This window comes from Methylobacterium sp. WL64 (assembly GCF_008039945.1).
GTDB lineage: Bacteria > Pseudomonadota > Alphaproteobacteria > Rhizobiales > Beijerinckiaceae > Methylobacterium.
Genome location: NZ_VRVA01000041.1, coordinates 20,731 through 42,772, shown reverse-complemented (window position 1 = coordinate 42,772; position 22,042 = coordinate 20,731). Strand labels below are relative to the sequence as shown.

Below are 22,042 nucleotides of genomic sequence, written 5' to 3'. Positions count from 1 at the left end.
CGGCGCCTGAAACCAGCCATCAATGGCGTGGGTAATTACTCTCACGGCTCAGCCGCTCAAGATCACTTCGGCTTATCCCAGGAGGAAATCAGCGAAACCCAACCCGCGCAAGGGGGTGGGTAATTACTATCTGAAGCCTTACAAGAAGCTTCTCGTCGATGTCACTGCATCGGGATCCGCGCTGATCCCTGCGCTCAAACTCGGCAACATGCTGTTCAAAGCATTGGAAGCATCCGGCCACCGTGTCGTACTCGCGTCCGCCGGGCAGTCACTCAGACGCACATTTCCCGAGGAGCGGGAGGAAGGCGGTGGGCCGCGAGAGCGCTGGCAATATTCTGATCTTTGGTCCCCCGCACGGCCGACGATCGTGTATGTCGGTGATGTTGCTGTCGGGCTCTCTATTGTCGAGATATCTGAGTTGGTCATGCAGCATCGCACCAACAAAAGTCGTTACATCCGAGAGAGCGAACATATTCCACCGCGAGGTCGCTTGCTTGACGATCGCTGGATGGCGGCTCGTGCCGTACCCTTCGGCCGGTTTCGTATTGTGGCCTATTCTCCCTATGTGCAAGTCGACTGGTGTGAGCAGTGGCAGGACACGAAGACCGTGCCGCTGCATACTCAGATTGGATCCGTTGTCCAGGCAATTGAGGCGATGGCGCCCGCACTTATCGAAAAGGTTAGGCAGGCGGACCGCGAGGCTGAATTCCGTCGTCAGAAGTGGTTAGAGGAGGTGGAGCGGCAGCATCGCGAGGAAGATCGCAAGCGGGTAGCTCAGTCTATGATCGACAGTCAGACCGAGCTTCGAGAAATGATCGCCCAATGGTCGCACCTCGTCAGCGTCGAGCAATTTTTGAGGCTCATCAGGGAGCGAGCAGAATGCCTTGCGGGTGAGGATAAGGAACGGGTTCTTTCGCGCCTCAATCTCGCACTGGATTTCATCGGCGCTAAGGACCCGCTCGAATTCTTCTGCATGTGGAAGACGCCGGAAGAGCGGTACGCGCCGCGCTACACGACTTTAGACGGCGGGTGATAGGCAAAGCTAAAGGCAAGCCGAGGACTGTCGCAACACTTTTGCGAAACCTATCGTTCAGTAGTGCGCCCGTTGACGCCGTAAAGTTGAACTCGATAGCACTCCGGAAACAGACGATTCGTCAGTCAAGATTTCTACTCTGGGGGCGCCTGAAATTGACATTGGGCTCACGCGGTCTGAACCGCCGCTCGTGACCCTTCTCGGGCTTTCGAAGCGTTTGCTTGCCGGCAGTCTGGGCACCCTCTACGGCCGAACCTGGCCGATAGCAGCACGTCCGCTTTGTGGCTTTGCACAGGTGGAAGCCGACACGCCGTTATCGACCTACCTTCGCTGCGAAAGCGTGTTCGGCCCTGGCCCTGGCCCGCCGCTGCGGCTCCGGAACAAGGCCTCAACCCTTCACGGCCCGTGCCCCGATTTCGCCGAACAGCTGGGCACGAGACAGATTCAGGACCTGTACTCATACGCCGTTGCATTTAATAATTAACCGGTCTATTTCTAAATCATGAAGCCCGAATCGGTCTCAGCAGTCACGGTACGTAAGAGGGGCCGGCCCCCGCGGCCGGAACCAGCCTACGGCATGTCGCGGGAGGCCTTGATCCGGGCCGGCGTCGCGCTTTTGTCGGAGAAGGGATACTCGGCTACCGGCCTCGATGAGGTCTTACGCATCGCCGGTGTGCCGAAGGGTTCGTTCTACCACTACTTCGCGAGCAAAGACGTCTTCGGTGCCGAACTCGTCGACGCGTACGCGACCTATTTCGCGCGCAAGCTCGACCGTTGGTTGCTCGACGAAAGCACGGCCCCACTCCAGCGCATCAGGAACTTCGTCGCCGACGCGCGTGTCGGTATGGCGCGCTACGAGTTCCGCCGCGGCTGCGTAGTCGGCAATCTCGGGCAAGAGATGAGTGCCCTGCCGGAGCTTTTCCGGGACCGCCTACATGGGGTTCTGCTGGACTGGCAGACGCGGACGGAGCGCTGTCTCCGAGATGCTCAGTCCGCCGGTGAGATCGCGGCGGACGCGGATTGCACGGCGCTGGCGGCTTTCTTCTGGATCGGCTGGGAGGGCGCGGTCCTCCGCGCAAAACTCGAGCGCAGCCCTGAGCCCCTCGACCTCTTCGCCAACCTGTTCTTAGCCAATCTGGCGCGCTGAGCGCCCCCCGCGGAGTGCACCGTATGTTCAAGGCGATTGTGATTGAAAAGGACGAGGCTGGCTACCGTGCCGACTCGCGCGAGATCGACGAAGCGCAACTGCCTGAAGGCGACGTCACCGTCGATGTCGACTACTCGACGCTCAACTATAAAGATGGACTCGCGATTACCGGCAAGGGCCCGGTCGTGCGCAAGTTTCCGATGGTGCCGGGCATCGACTTCGCCGGCACCGTCCGCGAGTCTCGGAATCCCGACTACAAGACGGGTGATCAGGTCATCCTCAACGGCTGGGGCGTCGGCGAGACCCACTGGGGTGGGCTGGCACAGGTCACGCGCGTCAAGGGTGAATGGCTGGTCCCGCTGCCCGAGGCGTTCACGCCGCGCCGAGCGATGTCCATCGGCACCGCCGGCTACACTGCGATGCTGTGCGTGATCGCGCTCGAACGCCACGGCGTAAGCCCGGACAAGGGCGAGATCATCGTCACCGGCGCGGCTGGCGGCGTCGGCAGCACTGCGGTCGCCCTGCTGTCGCGGCTCGGCTATACCGTCGTGGCGGTAAGCGGACGTTCGGAGGAGGCCGACTACCTCCGCGGCCTCGGCGCAGCCGAGGTGCTCGACCGGGCGGCGTTCTCGCAGGCGGGCAAGCCGCTCGCCCGGGAGCGCTGGGCGGGCGCCGTCGACGTGGTCGGCAGCCACACCCTCGCGAACCTCTGTGCTGCCATGAAGTACCGCGGCGTCGTCACGGCCTGCGGTCTAGCGCAGGGCATGGACCTGCCGGCGAGTGTGGCCCCGTTCATCCTGCGTGGTGTCAGCCTGATCGGCATCGACAGCGTGATGTGCCCGCGGCCTGAGCGGCTTGAAGCCTGGGGCCGGCTTGTCCGTGACCTGGATCCGGCCAAGCTCGACGCAATCACGGACGAGATTGGCCTGACGGATGTTGTTGCTACCGCAGAACGCCTGATGGCGGGCCAGGTACGCGGCCGTATGGTCGTTGACGTCAATCGCTAGTGGTCTCGACCCGACGCGGCGGTTCGGCTGCTGGAATACCTGTCGAGAGTTCGAGGAAGATCTGAATACGATGATTTGACGACCAGCGCGGCGCCGCCGCCGGACTGACTAAAAAAACCGCAGTCCGATCATGACAATGGAGGAACGACCATGAAGGGTGTATTTACCCTGGCGATGCTATTCGGCGGCACGGCTGCTGCGTACGCCGACCCGCTGCCGACCTTTCGCATCGGCGTGCTGAACGACCAGTCCGGCCTCTACGCCGACATCGCTGGCCCCGGCTCGGTCGAGGCCGCGCGCATGGCCGTCGAAGACTTCAAGCCGGAGGACAAAGGCTTCCGCGTCGAGGTTCTCTCGGCCGACCACCAGAACAAGGCCGACGTCGGCGCAGCCATCGCGCGGCGCTGGTTTGACGTCGACCGCGTAGACGCCATCGTCGACGTGCCGACCTCGTCGGTAGCGCTCGCCGTGTCGAACATCGCCAGCGAAAAGGACAAAGCCTTCCTGATCGCCAGCGCCGGTTCCTCGGATCTGACCGGCAAGAACTGCACCCGCACGAACGTCCACTGGACCTACGACACTTGGGCGCTGGGCAACAGCACCGCGCGCGCGGTGATCAAGCAAGGCGGAAAATCTTGGTATTTTCTCACTACCGACTATGCCTTCGGCCACGCCCTCGAGCGTGACGCGACTGAAGCCGTGACGAAGGCCGGCGGCAAGTCCCTCGGGCACGTCCTCGCCCCGTTCCAGAGCACCGACTACTCCTCCTACCTGCTCCAGGCTCAGGGCAGTGGGGCGCAGGTCGTAGCGCTCGCCAACTCCGGCGGAGACACTATTAACGCCATTAAACAAGCCTCAGAGTTTGGACTTACAGATGGCGGCCAAAAGCTTGTGGCACTCCTGGCCTTCATCTCGGATATTCACTCGGTTGGCTTGAAGGTCGCCCACGGCCTGACCCTGACCGAGGCGTTCTACTGGGATCTCAACGACGGCACGCGCGCCTGGGCGAAACGGTTCGCGGCCCGCAGTGGCGGTCGCTATCCGACCATGAACCAGGCGGGCACTTATGCCTCGATGCTCCACTGGATGAAGGCAGTTGCCGCCATCGACAAGGACAAGGCGCATCACGGCACCGACGTTGTCGCGCAGATGAAGTTAATGCCGACCGACGACGCGCTGTTCGGGCACGGTTCGATTCGTGCCGACGGTCGTACCATCCACGACCTCTACCTGTTCCAGGTCAAGAGCCCGGCGGAATCGAAGGGTTCGTACGATTACTACAAGCTCCTCGATACCATCCCCGGTGACCAAGCGTTCCGGCCCATCGCCGACGGGGGCTGTTCCCTCGTTGCCCACACGGCCGCCAAGTAAGGCGCTGAGGCCATGGCGCTTCCTGACGTCGTCGACACCGCGGCTACCACCGGCAAACGGACAGCGATTGTGCTGCTGCTCCTCAGCGAGGTGGCCGCGATGGCGACGTGGTTCGCGACCACGGCCTCTATCGGGGTAATTCGCACGCATTGGCCTCTGAGCCCCTTCCAAGAGGCCCTGCTCACCAACAGTGTGCAGGCAGGATTCGTCGCCGGCACCCTGGTCAGTGCTTTGTTCGGCCTCGCCGACCGGTTTGACCTGCGCCGGCTGTTCTGCGGGTGCGCTGTAGTGGCGGGCTTTGCCAACTTGGCGATGCTGGCCTTCGAGCCGACTTCGCCGGTGGTGCCACTGCTGCGCTTCGTGACCGGAGCCTGCATGGCCGGCGTCTACCCAGTCGGCATGAAGATCGCCGCGACCTGGGCGGTGGGCGATTTAGGGCTGCTGATCGGCCTGCTGGTGGCCGCACTCACTCTCGGCTCGGCGCTGCCGCACCTCGTCGCCGCGTTCGGCCAGCTCGACTGGCACCTGCCCGTGTTCGGCGCAGCGTTGGGTGCGCTCCTGTCGGCGGCCCTGATTCGCTTTGTACGCCTCGGCCCGCTTCGGTCCGAGGCGCCGCCCCTGCGCCTGGAAAACGCGCTGGAGGCATGGCGTAACCGCGGCGTGCGGCTCGCCAACCTCGGCTACCTCGGCCACATGTGGGAGCTCTACGCGATGTGGGCGTGGATCGGCGCCTTCATGGCGGCGAGCTTTCGGGAACGCTACGGCAACGCTCCGCCATTCCCCCCAGAACTCGCATCCTTCGCCGTAGTGGCAGCTGGAGCATTTGGCGCCATGCTTGGTGGCTGGGCAGCGGACCGGTTCGGACGCACCCTGGTCACCGGCGCCTCGATGCTCGCCAGCGGCTGCTGCGCCATCGCGGTCGGCTTCCTATTCGGCGGCCCTGCCTGGGCGGTGCTGTCGGTGGGCGTGCTCTGGGGCGTGGCGGTGATCGCAGACTCGGCGCAGTTCTCCGCTGCGGTGAGCGAGCTCAGCGACCGCCGACTGATCGGCACGATGCTGACCGTCCAGACCTGCGTGGGCTTCCTGCTGACGCTCGTCAGCATCCAGCTCATCGCCTTCGCAGGCACCTACCTCGGCTGGCGTTTCGCCTTCGCGCTGCTCGCGATCGGGCCGTTCCTCGGGCTGGTCTCGATGCTGCGGTTGCGACGCCTTCCTGAGGCCGCGCGACTGGCCGGAGGACGCAAGTGACAACGAGAGGGAATCCGTCAATGGCCTTCACGACAATCACTTACGAGACGCTCGCGCCGGTGGCCCGGATCACGCTGAATCGTCCGGAGCGAACCAACGCGATCAGTGCGACCATGCTCGACGAACTCGCGCTGGCGATGGACGCGGCAGAGGCCGACGCTGCGGTGCGCGTCGTGATCGTGCGCGGGGCCGGGACGGCTTTCTCTTCGGGCTTTGATCTCAAGGACCAGATGGCGTTGCGCCCCGAGGGCGTGAGCCAATGGCGCCCGATCCTGCGCAAGGACTTCGACGTGCCGATGCGCTTCTGGCACTGCCCGAAGCCGACGATCGCGGCGGTGCGCGGCCCGTGCCTCGCGGGTGCCTGCGAGCTGGCGTTGGCCTGCGACCTGACCGTGGCGGCCGAGGACGCCTTCTTTGGCGAGCCGGAGCTGAAGTTTGGGGCCGGCATCGTCGTGATGATCCTGCCGTGGATCGTCGGTCCGAAGGTGGCCAAAGAGATCATCCTGACGGGTGAAGACCGGATCCCAGCGCGTCGAGCCTACGAGATCGGCATGGTCAATCGGGTAGTCCCCACCGCGGATCTCGACGACAGCGCGATGCATCTCGCCCGGCACATCGCAGCGATCGACCCAAACCTCGTCAAGGAGACAAAGCGGGCGATCAACCGGTCGATCGAGGCGCGCGGTATGCTGGAGTCCCTGGAAACGGCCCTTGACATCGACCTGCTGATCGAGGGCGAAGGGTCGCCTGACAAGCGGGCCTTCATGGACATCGCCCGATCTCAAGGCCTCAAGGCCGCGCTGGCATGGCGCGACAGTCGATTCCCGGGAGTCAGGACATGACCGGGGCGCTCGCAAAGATTATGCGCGAGGGGCTCGCCCTCCCGGGCTGCCGGATAGACGAGCACTCTGGTCCTGGGATGTCGAGGTCGGAGATCGCCGCGCATGCGGACCTTGTGGAAGGATCTCTGCGCGAGGCGGGCGTACGCCCGCACGATCCCGTGCATGTGGCTATCGGCAACCGAGCCCTGGATCTTGGGACGCTGCTCGGCGTCTGGCAGGCGGGGGCCGTCGCGGTGCCCATTCATCGGAACGCCGCACCGCTCACTCGCGCAGCTGTCGAACGGGCGACGCGCGCCCGTTTGCTGATCGACGGGCTAATCTTGGATACGATCGCGGATGAGGACCCACCGGAGCGAGCACTTCTCGACGGGGCCGCGCTCGTGGTCTTCACCTCGGGCAGCACCGGCGCGCCGAAGGGTGTGGTGCTCGGGCACGACGCGCTGGCGCGCAAGCTCGCGGTCCTCGATCATCTGCTGGGCTTCCGCCCGGACGATGTGGTCGTGGTTCCGCTCCAGTTGACCTTCATCTTTGGGATTTGGGCGAGCCTCCTGGCGATCCGCTCAGGGGCGACCCTCGTCCTCGTCCAGAAGTTCACGCACGCGACGCTCGCGAGTCAGCTCGCCGCTGGGGCGACCGTGCTCGCTGCGGTGCCGACCATGCTGCGGGCCTTGCTCGCCGATGGCGCTCCGCCGGGTCCCCAGCTCCGGGCGGTTCTCACCGGCGGCGAGGCCCTCAGCCCGTCTCTTGCTCAGGCGGTCTGCGGCAGCTGGCCGGAGGTCGAGCTCGTCGACCTTTACGGCTCGACTGAGACCGGCTCCTGCGATTTTCACCATCGGTCGGGGGCCGCGAGCGAAGCGGGCTCCATCGGCACACCGACCGAGGGCGTGTCGTTCCGCATCGTCCGGGACGATGGCACGCCGGCATCTGAGGGCGAAGTGGGCGAGCTGCGGATTCGCACTGTGTGCGGCACGCACGGCTACCTCGACAACGCCGAGCTGACCGAGTCCTCATTCGAGGCGGACCACTTCAGAACGGGTGATCTCGCACGCCTGCGCCCGGACGGTCAGGTCGAGATCGTCGGACGCTCCAAGGAGATCATCTCGCGCGGCGGTAATAAGATCTCGCCACTGGAGATCGAGAACGCCCTCTGCGCGCATCCCGACGTCGCTGCAGCCCTGTGCGCTGGCGTTCCTAACGAGCGCCTCGGCGAGGCGATCCACGCGGTCGTCGTACTCAAGCCTGGGCTTGCGCTGACGGTGGATGAACTCTGGCGCTGGGCGTCGGCTAACCTCGAACGCTACAAGGTGCCGGACGTGATCGTCTTCAGTGACATGCTGCCATCTGGTGCGACCGGTAAGGCGAGCCGGGCAATGGTCAGTACGCTCACACTGGTGTCCGCCGATACTTCGACAACCAGCATGCCTCGACTGCCGCTGGTCGATTGAGCATCACATGCTCAAACGCATTCCAATCTAAACCGAAAACGGAGGAAACGATGCCGGTCCAGCATGCTCCCTCGCCCCTGCCCGAGGACGAGGCATGTCCCTGTCGCGAGGGCATGTTCGCGACCCGCGACGCCGACCGACGCCGCTTTCTCTTCGCCGCCGGTTCCGGCATCGCCGCAGCCCTCTCGGCGGGTCCGACTCTGGCCGACGACGCAGTCCCGGCCGGCGCCCGCCATTTCGATGTACCCGATGACCCGACCAAAGAGCAGGGCCGCCCCGTCGCTGCGGATGGCGGATATGGATCACGCTCTCAGTTCGAGAAGGCCGTACGGGTGCGCTACCCGACGCCCAACGAGCACACGTCCTGGTCCTTGACCCCACTCGCCGCGCTTGTCGGAAACATCACGCCCTCTGGGCTGCACTTCGAGCGGCACCATGGCGGCATCCCAACCATCGATCCCGACCACCACAGCCTCGTCGTCCACGGCTTGGTCGGCACCCCGAAGCGGTTCAGCATGGACGACCTTCGGCGGCTGCCGTCCGTGACGCGCAAGCACTTCATCGAGTGCTCTGGCAACGGTTTGACCGAGTGGAAGAAGCCGACGCTCAAGAACGTCCAGGGCACGCATGGACTGCTCAGCACGTCGGAGTGGACCGGCGTGCTCTTCTCGACGTTGGCCCGCGAGGTCGGCCTGCAGGAGGGAGGCGTATGGGTTCTCGCCGAAGGTGCGGACGCAGCCGTGATGACCCGCTCCATCCCAATGGAGAAACTACTCAAGGACGGGATCATCGCCTATGGCCAGAACGGTGAGGCTATCCGACCCGAGCAGGGCTACCCCATGCGCCTGCTACTGCCCGGCTACGAGGGTAACACCCACATTAAATGGCTGCGCCGACTGGAGGTCAGCGACAAACCTTTTATGACTCGCGAGGAGACCTCGAAGTACACGGATTTGATGGGGGACGGCCGCGCACGTCTTTTCTCGCTCGATATGGACGCGAAGTCGGTCATTACCTTCCCGTCCGGCGAAATGCGTCTGCCTGGTCCTGGCATTTACAATGTTACGGGCTTTGCCTGGTCGGGACGTGGGCGCGTACAGGCGGTTGATGTCTCTCTCGATGCGGGCAAGACTTGGTATCCAGCTTACCTCGGCTCCACGCCGGAGCCGATGTGCACGGTGCGTTTCACCTTCCCATGGACCTGGGACGGCACGCCCACCGTGCTACAGAGCCGGTGCTTGGACGAGACCGGCTACGTCCAGCCGACACGCCAGCAGCTGCTTGCCATCCGCGGCGATCACGGCCCATCCGCCTCGATTTACCACCTGAATGCGATCCAGAGTTGGTCCATCGCGAGCACCGGGGAGGTAAGCAATGTTCATGCGTGATCGCGAATATGGCGTCGATTCGAAAGCCGTAGCCCTATTGGTCTTAGCCCTCCTCGCAACACCTGCGGCGTCCCAGACAGCGGCTGATACCCGGCTCGGCGTCGGCAAGCCGATCACCGAAGCCGAACTCGGATCGTACTTCTCGATCCCACCGAGCGGGAAGGGAATGCCGTTGGGGCACGGTAGCCCCCAGGAAGGCGCTATAGTCTTTCAAGAGCACTGCGCAGCATGTCACGGCGACAAGCTTCAAGGCAACATGGCTCCGGGCATCGGTGCAGACCGATTGATCGGTGGCCGCGGTAGTCTTGCGACAGACAATCCTATCAAGACGACTGAAAGTTACTGGCCATATGCCACGACGCTGTTCGACTACGTCAAGCGGGCGATGCCGTTCAATGCGCCAGGCTCACTCACCGATGACCAAGTCTACGCAGTCGTCGCTTACATCCTATCGGAAGGACACATCATCTCGCATGATGAGACGTTGAACGCGACCAGCCTGCCAAAGGTGAAAATGCCCAACCGCGATGGGTTCATCCCTGATCCTCGGCCGGAAATGAGCCTATATCGATAAGACGCAATTATGCGGCTGCACCGCTTCCGAGCAACGACAAAGTGACTTGATATTATTCCCAGCGATGTCTGCTTATTGAATACTGAAACCTGCGCTTTCGTGTCCGGATTGGGCACGACCCCGCAGCTATGCGACCGCTCGTGACCCTTCGGCGTATAGAGCACTGTCCAAGTTATCTGAAACTGTCATCCGTGTTGCGCTACGAGCGACACAGTAAGCATCTTAATATCATGACTGCTACGGCTTGTTTTGCTTCGACAACGGCGTCCCCCAATCGACGATTGAGAGGTCGAGCGGTAGGGCTTTGTGCATTGCCGATGGTGGCGTTTTCCTAGCTAGGCGCAGCGGTGAGCCAGTCGCCTCAGCGTCATCAAAGCCAGCAGTCCCTCCATCGACCGTAGCTGGAATGGTAAGGATCTCGAACACGTAAGGCAAACCGTCCGCGAGAAGTCCGTTCGGACCATCCATAACGTGCAAGTGAAGATGTGGCGCTTGGCTTTTGCCGCTGTTGCCAACCTTGCCAAGGAGGTCACCGCGTTTGACATGATCGCCGACGGCTGGGCCGACACTTCCGGGCTTGAGATGGGCGTATAGAACGAACGCTCCGCTAGCGATGTTCATGATAATGAAGTTACCGTCCGCTTCGCCGATCGGCAGATTTGACGGCAGCGCGCCTGGTGTTTGATCAGGCAAGTCGTTGCGCGAACCAACCACCGTGCCGTCCGCCACGGCCAGCACCGGCTCTCCGTAGATGCGGTAGCTCTTTACGTCCTTCAGATCACCGCGCACGATCCGGTGCTCGTCATCAATCTTTTCCCAGTCGATTGCGTAACGCTGTGCCAAGCGAAACGCCCCGTTGAGTGGCAGGAGGGCTCGGACATGTCGAACTGAATCGCAGCAGCCATCCCCGACGACGTAGCCACTGCCGTGCAGCGGCGCCGCGAGGACAGGCAAAACTTGATCGATGACCGGGGTTCTCGCGATCTGCATCGACAGATCGGCCTTCAGAGGCTCGGCGAATCCTTCGACGTCGTGAACGAGCGTCTCAGGAATACGCTCGCCCGCCTGCAGGGTGAGATGAAGAAAGACGATCCCGAACTGATAAGCTCCCAGCGACGCCGTCGCGTTTCCCCGACGACCACCAAGCGACAATCGCTCACCGATGGCTTCCCGATCGAGCGCCAGGAGCGGCCGTTTTGAGCTACCGTCCACCACGACAAGACGCTTGAGGTCGAACCGCCCATCCAGCACATTCGAGAGGCGTAGTTCGTAGACGAGGTGATTGAGGCCATCCGACATGGGAACGACGCGTGGAGTTGTCAGTGCATCGGCAATGAGTGGTGTCATGACGGGCACCGTAGAGGCGGCCGGTTGTGCGGTTTCGGCGGCTTGCACCGATCCGCAAAACAGAGGGGCGATGATGGCTACAGCGTGGGCAGGAGGCAGGGAGCGCATGAAAATCCTCTAAGCTGCGGTAGCCGCTCAGCACGCCACAGCGGCCGTTTGAACGAAATAAGAGAAGCCAGAACGGTTTTACTGATACCTGCATTTTCGAGCAGATCACCTGGAAACTGGAAACCGCGCGAACACGACGTTTGTTTGCAATGGCACGACGACCATCGGTCCGGACCTCCAGCGTGGTGAATGTCGCCGGGCGAGATCACGCATCACTTTGGACTAGTCGCCGTTCACTCAACCTTGCGACGCGAGCGCTCGAGGATGCTAACGTCCAGATCTGGCCGTAAGCAGAATGGCCGCTTCAGAGAAGGTCGGCCGGAAAAGCGGACGGCCTCCTATCAACCCGACGCAGTCGTTCACGCGCGGCCGTGCTGCTCCAGTAAACGGACGTATGTTCCGCCGCTACTCTGGCAGTGAAGCGCACATCTCAATCATCTACGATGCAACCGACATCACTTAGTAGCTGACATTCGCGCTCATAGCTTTGACGGTGATACATTGCGCGCACATGATCACGGAGGGTATGCTCCTGCTGGCCTGCCGGCACGACCTGATCCCGGACATGGCCTGAGTATCGCTGGCCGGACCACCCAGGCGTGAGATGTCGCCCTAGGCTCTCATCACTTGAGGAACGGCGAGAAAGCGGCAGTTGGAGAGCCTGCCTCCTTCCCGCAATGGGCGGGCCCCCTATTCCTCTCGGACCTGCGGTTCGCCACTGAGGACCGCGGACAGAGTGCGGTCCCGCCCGTGCCGCATGCAGCTTACCGATGCGCCGCTTGCGTCCAAGCCGATCCCCAGTCTTCCGGGGGATGACCGGTGCCGAAGTACGATCCTCCGCCATCAGGTCGATTATGCAGGCACCCATGCGTTCGGACACGCCCTACGATGTCATCGTAGTCGGGATTGGCGGTATGGGCAGTGCGGCGGCCTGGCAGTTGGCCAAGCGCGGTCAGCGTGTGCTCGGGTTGGAGCGCTACGACATTCCCCATGCCATGGGCTCGTCTCACGGGATCAGCCGGATCATCCGTCTGCCCTACTACGAGGATCCGGCCTATGTGCCGCTCCTGCACCGGGCCTACGACTTATGGAGGGACATCGAGGCGGCGACAGGCGACGAAATTCTAGTGATCACCGGTTCAATCGACGGTGGTGCGGAGGATAGCGACGTCTTTCACGGCGCCCTGTCCTCGGCCCGGCTGCACGACCTACCCCACGAGGTCCTCACCGCCGCCGCCGTCAACGAGAGGTTCCCGGCCTACCGGCTCCCGGATGGCATGCGCGCCGTCTACCAGCCCCAGGGCGGGCTGGTGGCCAGCGAACGGGCGATCGTCGCCCACGTCCGGGCTGCGCAGGCCCACGGGGCGGAGATCCACGCCCGCGAGCAGGTCCTCGACTGGCGAGTGACCCCGGGGGGTGGGATCGTCGTGCGGACCGATCACGGAACCTACGAGGCCGAGCGGCTCGTCCTGACGGCGGGAGCCTGGGCGGCGGACCTCGCCGCACCCCTGGCCGGTCTTGCCGTCCCGGAGCGCCAAGTGCTGGCATGGCTCCAGCCGCAGGAGCCCGCTTGGTTCGAGCCGTCGCGCTTTCCGGTCTTCAACCTGCAGGTGCCGGAGGGGCGCTACTACGGGCTGCCCGTCTATGAGGTCCCGGGGTTCAAGTTCGGGCGCTACCATCACCTTGGGGAGACCGGCGCCCCCGACGCCGTGCGGCGGGAACCGGATGCCGCCGACGAGCGCCTCCTGCGGGACTTCGCTGAACGCTACTTCCCCGCTGGCAGCGGGCCGACCATGGCCCTGCGCGACTGCATGTTCACCAACACCCCCGACGAGCACTTCATCCTGGATTACCACCCGGACTATCCGCAGGTCGTGCTGGCATCGCCGTGCTCAGGGCACGGCTACAAGTTCTGCTCGGTGATCGGCGAGATCCTTGCCGATCTTGCCAGCGGCGACGGGCGGACCCGCCACGAGATCGGCTTCCTGGGCCTCCACCGGCCGGGCCTGCGCCTCGCCGGTCCGTAGCGCCGGAGGCGTCACGCAGACTGGCCAGCCGGAACGCGCTGGGACGGGAAAGAGCTGGGGCCTATACCCGCGGCATGACCTCGAACAGGCAATGGTCCTGCGTGCCCTCCGCGGCGCAGTAGACCTCCCGGGCCCGGAGATGCAGCGTCCGGCCCGAGGCCGCCGCCGCGTATTCGAGCGAGCCTTCGAGCCACGCGGCGAACATCGTGCAGACCTTGCGGCCGAGGCGTCGGCGCTCCTCGTCCACGAACGCGGAGTTGCGGAGGCGCACGGACGCGGTGCCTGCCACGAGATCGACGTCCAGCACCTCGAACTGCCCCCACCCGCGCTGGGTGATGCGCCGCATGTAGTGGTGGAAGGCCCCGAGGCCGTCCAACCCGTGATGAGCGGCTTCCTTCTCGCACCAATGATAGGCCGAGCGATGGCCGGCGGGCCGCAACACCTCCGCCAACCGTTCGGGACCCAACTCCGCCTCAAGTGCAAAGTGGTTGTTCAGGAAGAAGTGCTGCGGCACCAGGATCATCGGCAGCGCGTCGACAGACCAGCGCCCAGTGGCGTCATCGACCGCGATCTCGACCTGCGGCTTGCTCATTATCCTCACGCCCCCCAGACGTCGCGCAGGAGCGCGAACCAGTTGCCGCCGATCACCCGCTCGATCCGCGCGGACGGCCAGCCGCGCCGCTCCATCGCCGCCGTCAGGTTAGGCCACTCGCCGATGGTGCGCAGGCCCTCGGGGTTGATCACCTCGCCAAAGTCGGTGAGCCGGCGGCCATAGCCCTTGTCGTGAGTGATCCAGTCGAAGAACTGCCGGCTGTAGCCCTGGGTGAAGTCGGTGCCGATGCCGACCTTGTCCTCGCCGCACAGGTTCAGGACGTACTCGATCGCTTCGACGTAATCGTCGACCGTCGAATTCGGCCCGCGCTTGAGGAAGGGCGGGAACATGGTCACGCCTACGAACCCGTCCCGTTCGGCGATGAATCGAAGCTGCTCGTCGGACTTGTTGCGCGAGTGCGCCTTTAGCCCGGCCGGGAGGCAGTGCGAGTAGGCGACCCGCTGGCGGGAGGCGAGGATCACGTCCTCACTGGTCTTCGGACCCACATGCGACAGGTCGGCCAGTATGCCTAGCCGGTTCATCTCGGCCAGCACGTCATGGCCGAAGTCCGACAGACCCCCGTCCCGGCGCTCGTAGCAGCCGGTGCCGACGAGGTTCTGGGTGTTGTACGCCATCTGGATGATGCCGACGCCAAGTTCCCTGAACAGGCCGAGATAGCCGATCTGGTCCTCGATGCCGGTGATGTTCTGCCAGCCGAGGATGATCCCAGTCTTCCCGGCCTCCTTGGCGGCCTGAATGTCGGCGGTGGTGTAGATCTGCGTGATCAGGTCTGCATGCTCGCACAAATGCGCCTTCCAGCGCATCACGTTGCGCATCGTCTCCGTGAAGTTCTCCCAGACGCAGCAGGTGCAATTTGCGGCAGTCAGGCCGCCCTTGCGCATATCTTCGAAGACCGGCCGGCCAAAATCGGAAATGATCAGGCCGTCGATGACGATTGATCGGTCGTGCAGGTCGGACGGCATGCGCAGTCTCCGCAGGGGCTTCCCTAGTTCAGGGTGCCCTTGATCGTCCCTTCTGCCGGATGGCAGCTAGGACATTTCCGTCATCGGCTCGGTACGCACGCGCCGCGCCCCGCGGTTGAACAGATGGCGCATCCGTCCAGGGGCCAGCGCGCTTGCGTGCTAGTCTGCCTACAGCCCCGCTGCCTAGTCTGCCATTGGACTGAGACGGAGAGGCGGAATGAGTCGGATCACGCGGCGGTGCCTCGCGGGGGTAATGGCGGGGGCGCTTCTCATCCCAGGATTTGCCGAGGCCAAGGACACGGTGAAAATCGCGTTCGTCGGTCCCCTCACCGGGCCGAACTCGCCCCACGGTATCGGCGCCCGCAACTCCGCCGAGCTTGCCGTGAAGCTGTTCAACGCCGATCCAGCCCACACCTTCCAGTACGAGCTCGTCGTCCTGGACGACGAGTGCAAACCGAATGTCGGTGTACAGGTCGTGACCAAACTCGGGTCGGACCGCAGCATCTCGGCGGCGGTGCCGCATTACTGCTCGGCCACTGCCATTGCCACGGTTGACGTGTTCCACCGCTTCAAGCTGCCGATGGTGGTGTGGGCGGCGGTGCTGCCCGAGATCACCTATGCCAACAAATACCCGGAGATCCACCGGGTGAGCGGCATCCTCGTCGGCCAAAATCGGGTCGGTGCGCAGTTTATGAAGGAAGCGGGCTACAAGACCTTCGTCTCCTTCGCCGACTCGACCGATTACGGAAAGTCGATGAACAAATATTTCACTGATTTTACCAAGGAGAACGGCGGAACCATCCTCGGAAGCTTCGCGGTTGCGCCCGATCAGCAGGATCTCAGTGCCGAGCTGACGAAGATCAAGGAGCTGAATCCAGAGGTGATCTACTTCGGTGGCCTCACGCCGCTGGGGACGCGTCTGCGGACCCAGATGGACAAGCTCGGGATCAAGGCGCAGCTCGAAGGCAATTCCGGGATCATGGGCGATGCGTTCATTAACGCCGTCGGACCGGATCTCGCCGAAGGCACCGTGACCTTCTTCGATTCGCCGCCACTCTCCAAGATGCCCGGGGGCGCGGCCTTCACCGAAAACTACAAGGCAGCGGGCTACCGGGAGCCGCCAGAAGCATACGGCCCCTTCGCCTACATCGCCACCCACCTGCTGATGCAGAAGATCGAGGTGGTGGGTCCCGAGCGGGCCAAGATCACCGCGGCGCTTGGTGATGTGAAGGACGTGCCTTCGATCGTTGGGCCGATCACCTTCGACGACCACGGCCAGAACATTACGCCGCTCACTACAAAATACGTTGTGCAGGACGGCAAGTGGGTGGTCTGGGAGGACAGTGAGTACGCGAGCGGCAAGCGCAAGCTGTTGCACCGCTGAGACCGAGCGATCGGAGACACGCGATGAGCGCGATAGGCCAGTACGTCCTTAACGGGCTCATGCAGGGGACGATCTACGGCCTCGTGGCGATGGGCTTCACGATCTTCTTTGGGGTGATGAACGTCATCAAGTTCTCCCACGGGGACGTGATGACCTTCGGGGCCTTTGGCGCCTTGGTCGCGGCGACCGCCGCCGCCGCCGCGGGGCTTCCGGCTGGCGTGCAGATCCTGGCCGCCGTCTCGACGGCCGTGGGCCTCGCCGCGCTCCTCGGCGCCGGGATCTCCCGCCTCCTGATCCTGCCTCTGCGCTCCGCCCCGTCCCTCAACCTTCTGCTGATGACGATGATGGTCGGCACCGTGATCCGCGAGGCGATCCGGTTGTTCTTTCCCAACGGCACCAATTCGCAGCGCTTCCCCGCCCTGCTTCCGCCTGGGGGGGCGACCGTCGGCGGCGTGTTCGTCCGCTACGACGGGTTGATCCTGATCGTGGCCGGGCTCCTGCTCATCGCCCTCGTCCACCACATCATCAACCGCACCCGCTTCGGGCTCGCGATGCGGGCGGTGGCAGAGGATCAGGAGACCGCCCGGACGATGGGCGTCAACTTCTTCCGTGTCGTCCCCCTGACCTTCGCCCTCGGTTCGGCGACGGCGGGCTTCGCGGGGGTGATCTCCGGTCTGTACTACAGCGAGATCAACTACGGCATGGGCCTGTTGATCGCGGTGATCGGCTTCAGCGCGGCCATCGTCGGCGGCCTCGGCAACCTCTGGGGGGCGATCCTCGGGGGCTACCTCTTCGCCGGGCTCCAAACCGTCGTCGTCGCCGCACTGCCGGCCTTTAGCGAATACAAGAACGTCGTTGCCTTCGTCGCCGTCATCGCCTTGATCACGTGGCGCCCCACCGGGCTGCTGGCCGAGCGCGCCAGCGAGCGCGTCTGACCTCCCCTCCCGCCCGGATGACGTACCGATGCTAATGCGCCACCGCCCCACCCCAGACGAAGTCCCCCGGGACGCGCTGCCGATGGAGGCCGGAGGGCGAGCCCGGCGGGCTTCGGATTTCGCGGTGTTCGCGGTCGTCGCCGCCGCCTGCGCCGGAGCGATCGCCTTCCTTGTCTATGTGGAGGACCAGAGGGTGGTCCTTTCGGCGCTGGTGGCCTGCGGGATCGCATGGTTCGCCGCTGCCCGGTTCCGGGTGATCGCCGCCGTGGAGCGCGGCGCGGCCAGTCATCCCTGGCCAGCGCGGCTCGTGCTGGTGGCCGCCTGCCTCGGCGTCCTCGTCGTCCTGCGCGAGGACAATTTCGGCCTCTTAATGCTGGCGACGGTGCTGATCTACGCCACGGTCTGCCTCGGCCTGACGATCCAGCTCGGCTATGCCGGACTCTCTAATTTTTGCGCCGCGGCCTTCCTTGGCTGCGGCGGCTACACCGCAGCCGCCCTCGGCCGGGCAGAGGGAATCGCCATCCCGGACCTCGTGGTCATTCTCCTCGGGGGTGGTGTCGCCGTCGCGATCGGCTCGCTTCTCGTCCTACCGCTGCTGCGGACGCGGGGCCACTACGCCGCTCTGACGACCCTCGCCTTCGGGGTGATGTTCAACGTCTTCCTTGATGCCAACGAGCTGCTCGGTGGCCCCCAGGGCCTGAAGCTCGCGCCGATCACATTGTTCGGTTGGGACTTCTCGAACGACCTTACTCTGTTCGGCATGACGTTCTCATTCTACGCCAACTACGTCCTGCTCTGCCTCGCCCTCACGGCGACGGCCCTGGCGCTCGTAGGTCTCCTCGATCGATCATGGATCGGCATCCGCCTCGACGCGGTGCGGCTCGACGAGGTCGCCGCCCAGGTCTTCGGCCTGCGGATCGCCCGTTGGAAGATCCTCGCCTTCACCCTGGGCAACGTGCTCGCCGGGATGGCCGGGGCGATCTATGCCAAAATGACCGGATTCATCGCCCCCAACAATTTCACCCTCGGCGACTCGCTGATGATGGTGTCGATCGTCATCCTAGGCGGGATCGGCAACCGCTGGGGAGTGCTGCCGGCCGCGCTGATCGTCGTCCTGCTGCCGGAGAAGCTGCAATTCATCCAAGAATACCGGCTTTTGCTATTCGCAGTGCTGGTGATTCTCGTCCTTGTCCTCAGCCCTGGCGGCTTGTTGCCCCGCCGTACCCGGACCCTTGTCGGGGGGCGCCGGGCATGAGCCCTGTGGCGCCAGCCCCCGCGATCCTGGAGGCGAAGGGCCTGTCTGTCCGCTTCGGCGGCCTCTTCGCCCTCAATGCCCTCGACCTGACGGTCCGGCGCGGCGAGGTGTTGGGCCTGATCGGCCCTAACGGCTCGGGCAAGACCACCTTCTTCAACGTGACGAGCGGCATCTACCCGGCGGCGGCCGGCAGCATCGTCCTCGACGGCCGCGACATCACCCGCGAGCCCGCCCACGCGCTCGCCGGGCTCGGCCTTGCCCGCACCTTCCAGCGTTCGCGCCTGTGCCTGCCGCTATCTGTCTTCGACAACATCGCGCTCGGCGCGCAAGAGCGCCTGCCGCAGGGTCTGATCGACAACCTCCTGCGCCGCCGCACCCTGGCGCGGACTGTCGCGGCCCTTGCCGAGGAGGCCAGAGACCTAGCCCGTTTGTTCAACCCGGACCTCGTCCAGCGTCTCGACGAACCGGCCATCACCCTTGGCATGATCGACCGCCGCCGGGTCGAGATCTGCCGGGCCCTCATCGGACGGCCGAAGATCCTGCTCCTCGATGAGCCCTCCGCCGGCATGACCCACGACGAGACCAACCAGCTCATCGACGAGATCCTCGACGTGCAGCGCAGCCGAGGCGACCTGACCGTCATCATCGTCGAACACGAGATGGGATTGATCGAGCGCATCACCGATCGCTGCGTCGTTCTCAACTACGGACGCAAGATTTGCGAGGGCCGCTTCCGCGAAGTGGCCGCCGACTCGACCGTCCGCGAAGCCTATCTGGGGCATTCATGACCGCGCGCCTGACCATCGACGGCGTCTTCACCACCTACGACCGCGTCGATGTTCTCGACGACATTACCCTTGAGGTGGCCCCCGGGCGGATCACCTGTATCCTCGGCTCAAACGGCGCCGGCAAGACCACGCTGATACGCTCAATCCTGCGCCTCACACCGCCGCGCCGGGGCTCCATTTCCTTCGACGGGCGCAAGCTCGACGGGATGCAAACTCACGACGTCGTGAGTCTCGGGATCGGCTGCATTCCCGAAGGCCGGCGGATCTTTTCCAAAATGACCGTCGAGGAGAACCTTCGGCTTGGCGCCTACCGCGTTTCTTCCGAGCGGGAGATCCGGCGCCGGCTCGACGGCGTCCATGCCGTGTTCCCGCGTCTCGCGGAGCGGGCGCGTCAGCTCGCCGGGACGATGTCCGGTGGTGAGCAGGCCATGGTGTCGATCGGCCGGGGGCTGATGACCGATCCGAAGCTCCTCGTGATCGACGAGCCCTCGCTGGGGCTCTCGCCGCTTTTTGTGCAGGAGAACTTCAACGTGATTGCCCGGATCAATGCGACTGGCGTCACGGTCCTGCTCGTCGAGCAGAACGTAAACCAGACCCTGGCGATCGCCCATCACGGCTATGTCCTATCCGGCGGGCGCATCGTAGCGCAGGGCTCGTCTGCGACGCTTCGGGACGACCCCGAATTGCAGCGGGCCTATTTCGGCGCCGTGCACTGACGCCGGCGTCCCGCTGTTCGCTCGCCCGTGGTCCGCCTCTTGCAGCAGAGGACCGACCGGATCACAGTCCGGGCAAACGCACCGGATGGCATGACCACACCCCTGACACCGTCGGCCACACCCTTGCAGGCGCCGAGCCGTCGCAAGCTGTCGCTCGGTTTCGTGCTGTTGCCCCACTTCACCCTCGTGGCCTTCTCGACCCTGATCGACATCCTGCGCCTCTCCGCGGACGAGGGGGATCGCAGCCGACCCGAGCGCTGCTCATGGAGCCTGCTGGCCCCGGATCTGGAGCCCGTGACGTCGAGTTGTGGGATCCAGGTGATGCCCTGGGAGACGTTCTCGGATCCGACCCGGTTCGATTACATCGTCGTCGTCGGCGGGCTGCTCGACCGGGAGCCCTACAACCCCCGGACCCTCGCCTTCATGCGAGAGGCCCATTCTTCCGGGGTGCGCCTCATTGGCATCTGCACCGGCGGCATCGCCCTGGCCGATGCGGGGCTGATGCGCGGCCGCCGCTGCTGCGTGAGTTGGTACCACTTCACCGATCTCGTCGCGCGGCACGACGACGTGATTCCGGTCGCGGACCAGCTCTTCGTGGAGGATGGCCCGTTCATTACCTGCGCGGGAGGTCTCGCCAGCCTGGATCTCGGGGCTTGGCTCATCGACCGGCACCTTGGTCCAGGACATGCGCAGAAGAGCCTGCATATCATGGTCACCGACCGGGCTCGTCCCGCGGCCGGGGCCCAGCCCCAGCCGCCGAGTGCCGGGATCGTCGAGGACAATCGGGTCCGTCGGGCGATGCTACTGATAGAGCAGAACCTCAGCACCCCCCAGCGGGTCGAGAAAATCGCGCAAGCCGTGGGACTGTCGAAGCGACAGCTCGAACGAGTCTTCCGCAAGCTCGTTGGCAAGAGCGTCCAGGAATACTCACGAGACCTTCGCGTCCTTTATGGACGCTGGCTCCTCGCGAACTCGCCGCAGACCATCACGGAAGTCGCCACGGAATGCGGGTTCTCGGATGTATCCCACTTCAACCGCCTGTTCCGTCGCAGCTTCGGATGTTCACCATCGACCATGCGCCGGGGTAACAGCCAAGGTTCGTTGCAGACTTCGGAGGAGTGGGACAGCCTGCGGGTGATCGTCGGATCCCCCGACAGCCAAGGCGATTTCCATCCCTACCTGAACGGCGAACCCGCTGGGGTCCTCGGGATCGAACGGTTCCTTAGCTGCGAGCGGCGTCCATACGCTCAATAGCCCACGCGGCTTGGCTGGCGATTTACTGGACGGGGTCGTCGCCGGCGCACCCGACGTCGGCACACAATCAAGGTCCCGACATGCGGACGGCGCTGATCTGGCGATCTGCGATCCGGTCCTGTGCCCTCCTCGTGGGCCTGAGCGACTCCACTTCAGCGTGGGGCGTGCTGCGGATCAGCACGATCGCCTCCGACAATCCGCTGACCAGAGGGCAGGCCGAAGTACGGCGGTGAGAACGGTAGCTCATCTTGAGCTCAAGTCTGCTTTGAGGACGCCGCGGGAAGCGAGCGAATGGCCGGGATGGGCGCAAAGCTGAATGTCGGCTTCCCGGAGGCGACTTAATGGCAGCTCACCACTCGATCCGGATCGCGGTCGGCGACGACTCAGAAATCCGCTTGTAGTCGCTGAGAAGCGCCCCCCTCCCTTTACGCGCAACGAAAGTCCATTTCTCAGATCTGAATGTCGACCGCAGACGAGCCCTTTTCGGCCATGTAAAGTTCATCGATCTGAATGCGGACATTTTGTCCGGTTCGTTTTCTCAAGCTCAATTTTTTGGATGCGACAAGCCAGCGTCACGGATTTGACAGCAAGGCATACC

Annotated in this window: 19 protein-coding genes; 16 read left to right on the top strand and 3 right to left on the bottom strand. The window is 64.1% G+C overall.

Annotation, left to right across the window (positions count from 1 at the left end; genetic code table 11):
* The first annotated feature begins 22 nt into the window (after positions 1-22).
* From FV242_RS17745 to FV242_RS17705, 9 genes are all read left to right on the top strand, one after another.
* Positions 23-1,033 carry a hypothetical protein gene (locus FV242_RS17745; RefSeq protein ID WP_147939840.1) on the top strand — a complete coding sequence of 337 codons (1,011 nt, stop codon included), beginning with the start codon at positions 23-25 and terminating at the stop codon, positions 1,031-1,033.
* Between the two features lie 577 nt (positions 1,034-1,610).
* Positions 1,611-2,180: a TetR/AcrR family transcriptional regulator gene (locus FV242_RS17740; RefSeq protein ID WP_246692756.1), complete on the top strand. Its 570-nt coding sequence runs from the start codon at positions 1,611-1,613 to the stop codon at positions 2,178-2,180.
* A gap of 23 nt (positions 2,181-2,203) precedes the next feature.
* Positions 2,204-3,187: an MDR family oxidoreductase gene (locus FV242_RS17735; protein WP_147897114.1), complete on the top strand. Its 984-nt coding sequence runs from the start codon at positions 2,204-2,206 to the stop codon at positions 3,185-3,187.
* A gap of 150 nt (positions 3,188-3,337) precedes the next feature.
* Complete coding sequence (locus FV242_RS17730; protein ID WP_147897115.1) at positions 3,338-4,558, top strand: ABC transporter substrate-binding protein; 1,221 nt, start codon at positions 3,338-3,340, stop codon at positions 4,556-4,558.
* 12 nt (positions 4,559-4,570) lie between these two features.
* On the top strand, positions 4,571-5,806 hold the full coding sequence (locus FV242_RS17725) for an MFS transporter (RefSeq protein WP_147939838.1): 1,236 nt from the start codon (positions 4,571-4,573) through the stop codon (positions 5,804-5,806).
* Between the two features lie 20 nt (positions 5,807-5,826).
* Positions 5,827-6,648 (top strand): enoyl-CoA hydratase-related protein, encoded by an 822-nt coding sequence (locus FV242_RS17720; RefSeq protein WP_147897117.1) that lies wholly within the window; start codon positions 5,827-5,829, stop codon positions 6,646-6,648.
* Positions 6,645-8,093: a class I adenylate-forming enzyme family protein gene (locus FV242_RS17715; protein WP_147939837.1), complete on the top strand. Its 1,449-nt coding sequence runs from the start codon at positions 6,645-6,647 to the stop codon at positions 8,091-8,093. The genes FV242_RS17720 and FV242_RS17715 overlap by 4 nt, the downstream gene beginning before the upstream one ends.
* 113 nt (positions 8,094-8,206) lie before the next feature.
* Entirely contained in the window at positions 8,207-9,481 is a 1,275-nt protein-coding gene (gene soxC / locus FV242_RS17710) for a sulfite dehydrogenase (RefSeq protein ID WP_147939836.1), read from the top strand.
* A complete protein-coding gene (locus FV242_RS17705) occupies positions 9,468-10,055 on the top strand; it encodes a c-type cytochrome (protein ID WP_246692755.1) in 588 nt (195 codons plus the stop codon). The genes soxC and FV242_RS17705 overlap by 14 nt, the downstream gene beginning before the upstream one ends.
* 237 nt (positions 10,056-10,292) lie before the next feature.
* On the opposite strand, the gene FV242_RS17700 is transcribed toward FV242_RS17705, so the two are convergent.
* Positions 10,293-11,510: a M23 family metallopeptidase gene (locus FV242_RS17700; RefSeq protein WP_147939835.1), complete on the bottom strand. Its 1,218-nt coding sequence runs from the start codon at positions 11,508-11,510 to the stop codon at positions 10,293-10,295.
* Positions 11,511-12,376: 866 nt separating this feature from the next.
* On the opposite strand from FV242_RS17700, the gene solA reads away from it, so the two are divergent.
* Entirely contained in the window at positions 12,377-13,537 is a 1,161-nt protein-coding gene (gene solA / locus FV242_RS17695; protein ID WP_210248939.1) for an N-methyl-L-tryptophan oxidase, read from the top strand.
* A 61-nt stretch (positions 13,538-13,598) separates the two neighbouring features.
* On the opposite strand, the gene FV242_RS17690 is transcribed toward solA, so the two are convergent.
* Both FV242_RS17690 and FV242_RS17685 read right to left on the bottom strand, forming a co-directional pair.
* Positions 13,599-14,129: a DUF5943 domain-containing protein gene (locus FV242_RS17690; protein WP_147939833.1), complete on the bottom strand. Its 531-nt coding sequence runs from the start codon at positions 14,127-14,129 to the stop codon at positions 13,599-13,601.
* Between the two features lie 5 nt (positions 14,130-14,134).
* On the bottom strand, positions 14,135-15,112 hold the full coding sequence (locus tag FV242_RS17685; protein ID WP_147939832.1) for a dipeptidase: 978 nt from the start codon (positions 15,110-15,112) through the stop codon (positions 14,135-14,137).
* Between the two features lie 217 nt (positions 15,113-15,329).
* Between FV242_RS17685 and FV242_RS17680 the strand changes: the two genes are divergently transcribed.
* From FV242_RS17680 to FV242_RS17655, 6 genes are all read left to right on the top strand, one after another.
* Entirely contained in the window at positions 15,330-16,496 is a 1,167-nt protein-coding gene (locus tag FV242_RS17680; protein ID WP_147939831.1) for a branched-chain amino acid ABC transporter substrate-binding protein, read from the top strand.
* A 23-nt stretch (positions 16,497-16,519) separates the two neighbouring features.
* Entirely contained in the window at positions 16,520-17,431 is a 912-nt protein-coding gene (locus FV242_RS17675) for a branched-chain amino acid ABC transporter permease (RefSeq protein ID WP_147939830.1), read from the top strand.
* A 28-nt stretch (positions 17,432-17,459) separates the two neighbouring features.
* Entirely contained in the window at positions 17,460-18,686 is a 1,227-nt protein-coding gene (locus FV242_RS17670; protein ID WP_147939829.1) for a branched-chain amino acid ABC transporter permease, read from the top strand.
* Positions 18,683-19,474 carry an ABC transporter ATP-binding protein gene (locus FV242_RS17665; protein ID WP_147939828.1) on the top strand — a complete coding sequence of 264 codons (792 nt, stop codon included), beginning with the start codon at positions 18,683-18,685 and terminating at the stop codon, positions 19,472-19,474. Before FV242_RS17670 ends, FV242_RS17665 begins: the two co-directional genes overlap by 4 nt.
* The gene (locus FV242_RS17660; protein WP_147939827.1) at positions 19,471-20,190 is read left to right on the top strand and encodes an ABC transporter ATP-binding protein; all 720 of its coding nucleotides are present in this window, start codon (positions 19,471-19,473) and stop codon (positions 20,188-20,190) included. Before FV242_RS17665 ends, FV242_RS17660 begins: the two co-directional genes overlap by 4 nt.
* Before the next feature lie 90 nt (positions 20,191-20,280).
* The gene (locus tag FV242_RS17655) at positions 20,281-21,444 is read left to right on the top strand and encodes a GlxA family transcriptional regulator (RefSeq protein ID WP_147939826.1); all 1,164 of its coding nucleotides are present in this window, start codon (positions 20,281-20,283) and stop codon (positions 21,442-21,444) included.
* The last annotated feature ends 598 nt before the right edge of the window (positions 21,445-22,042 follow it).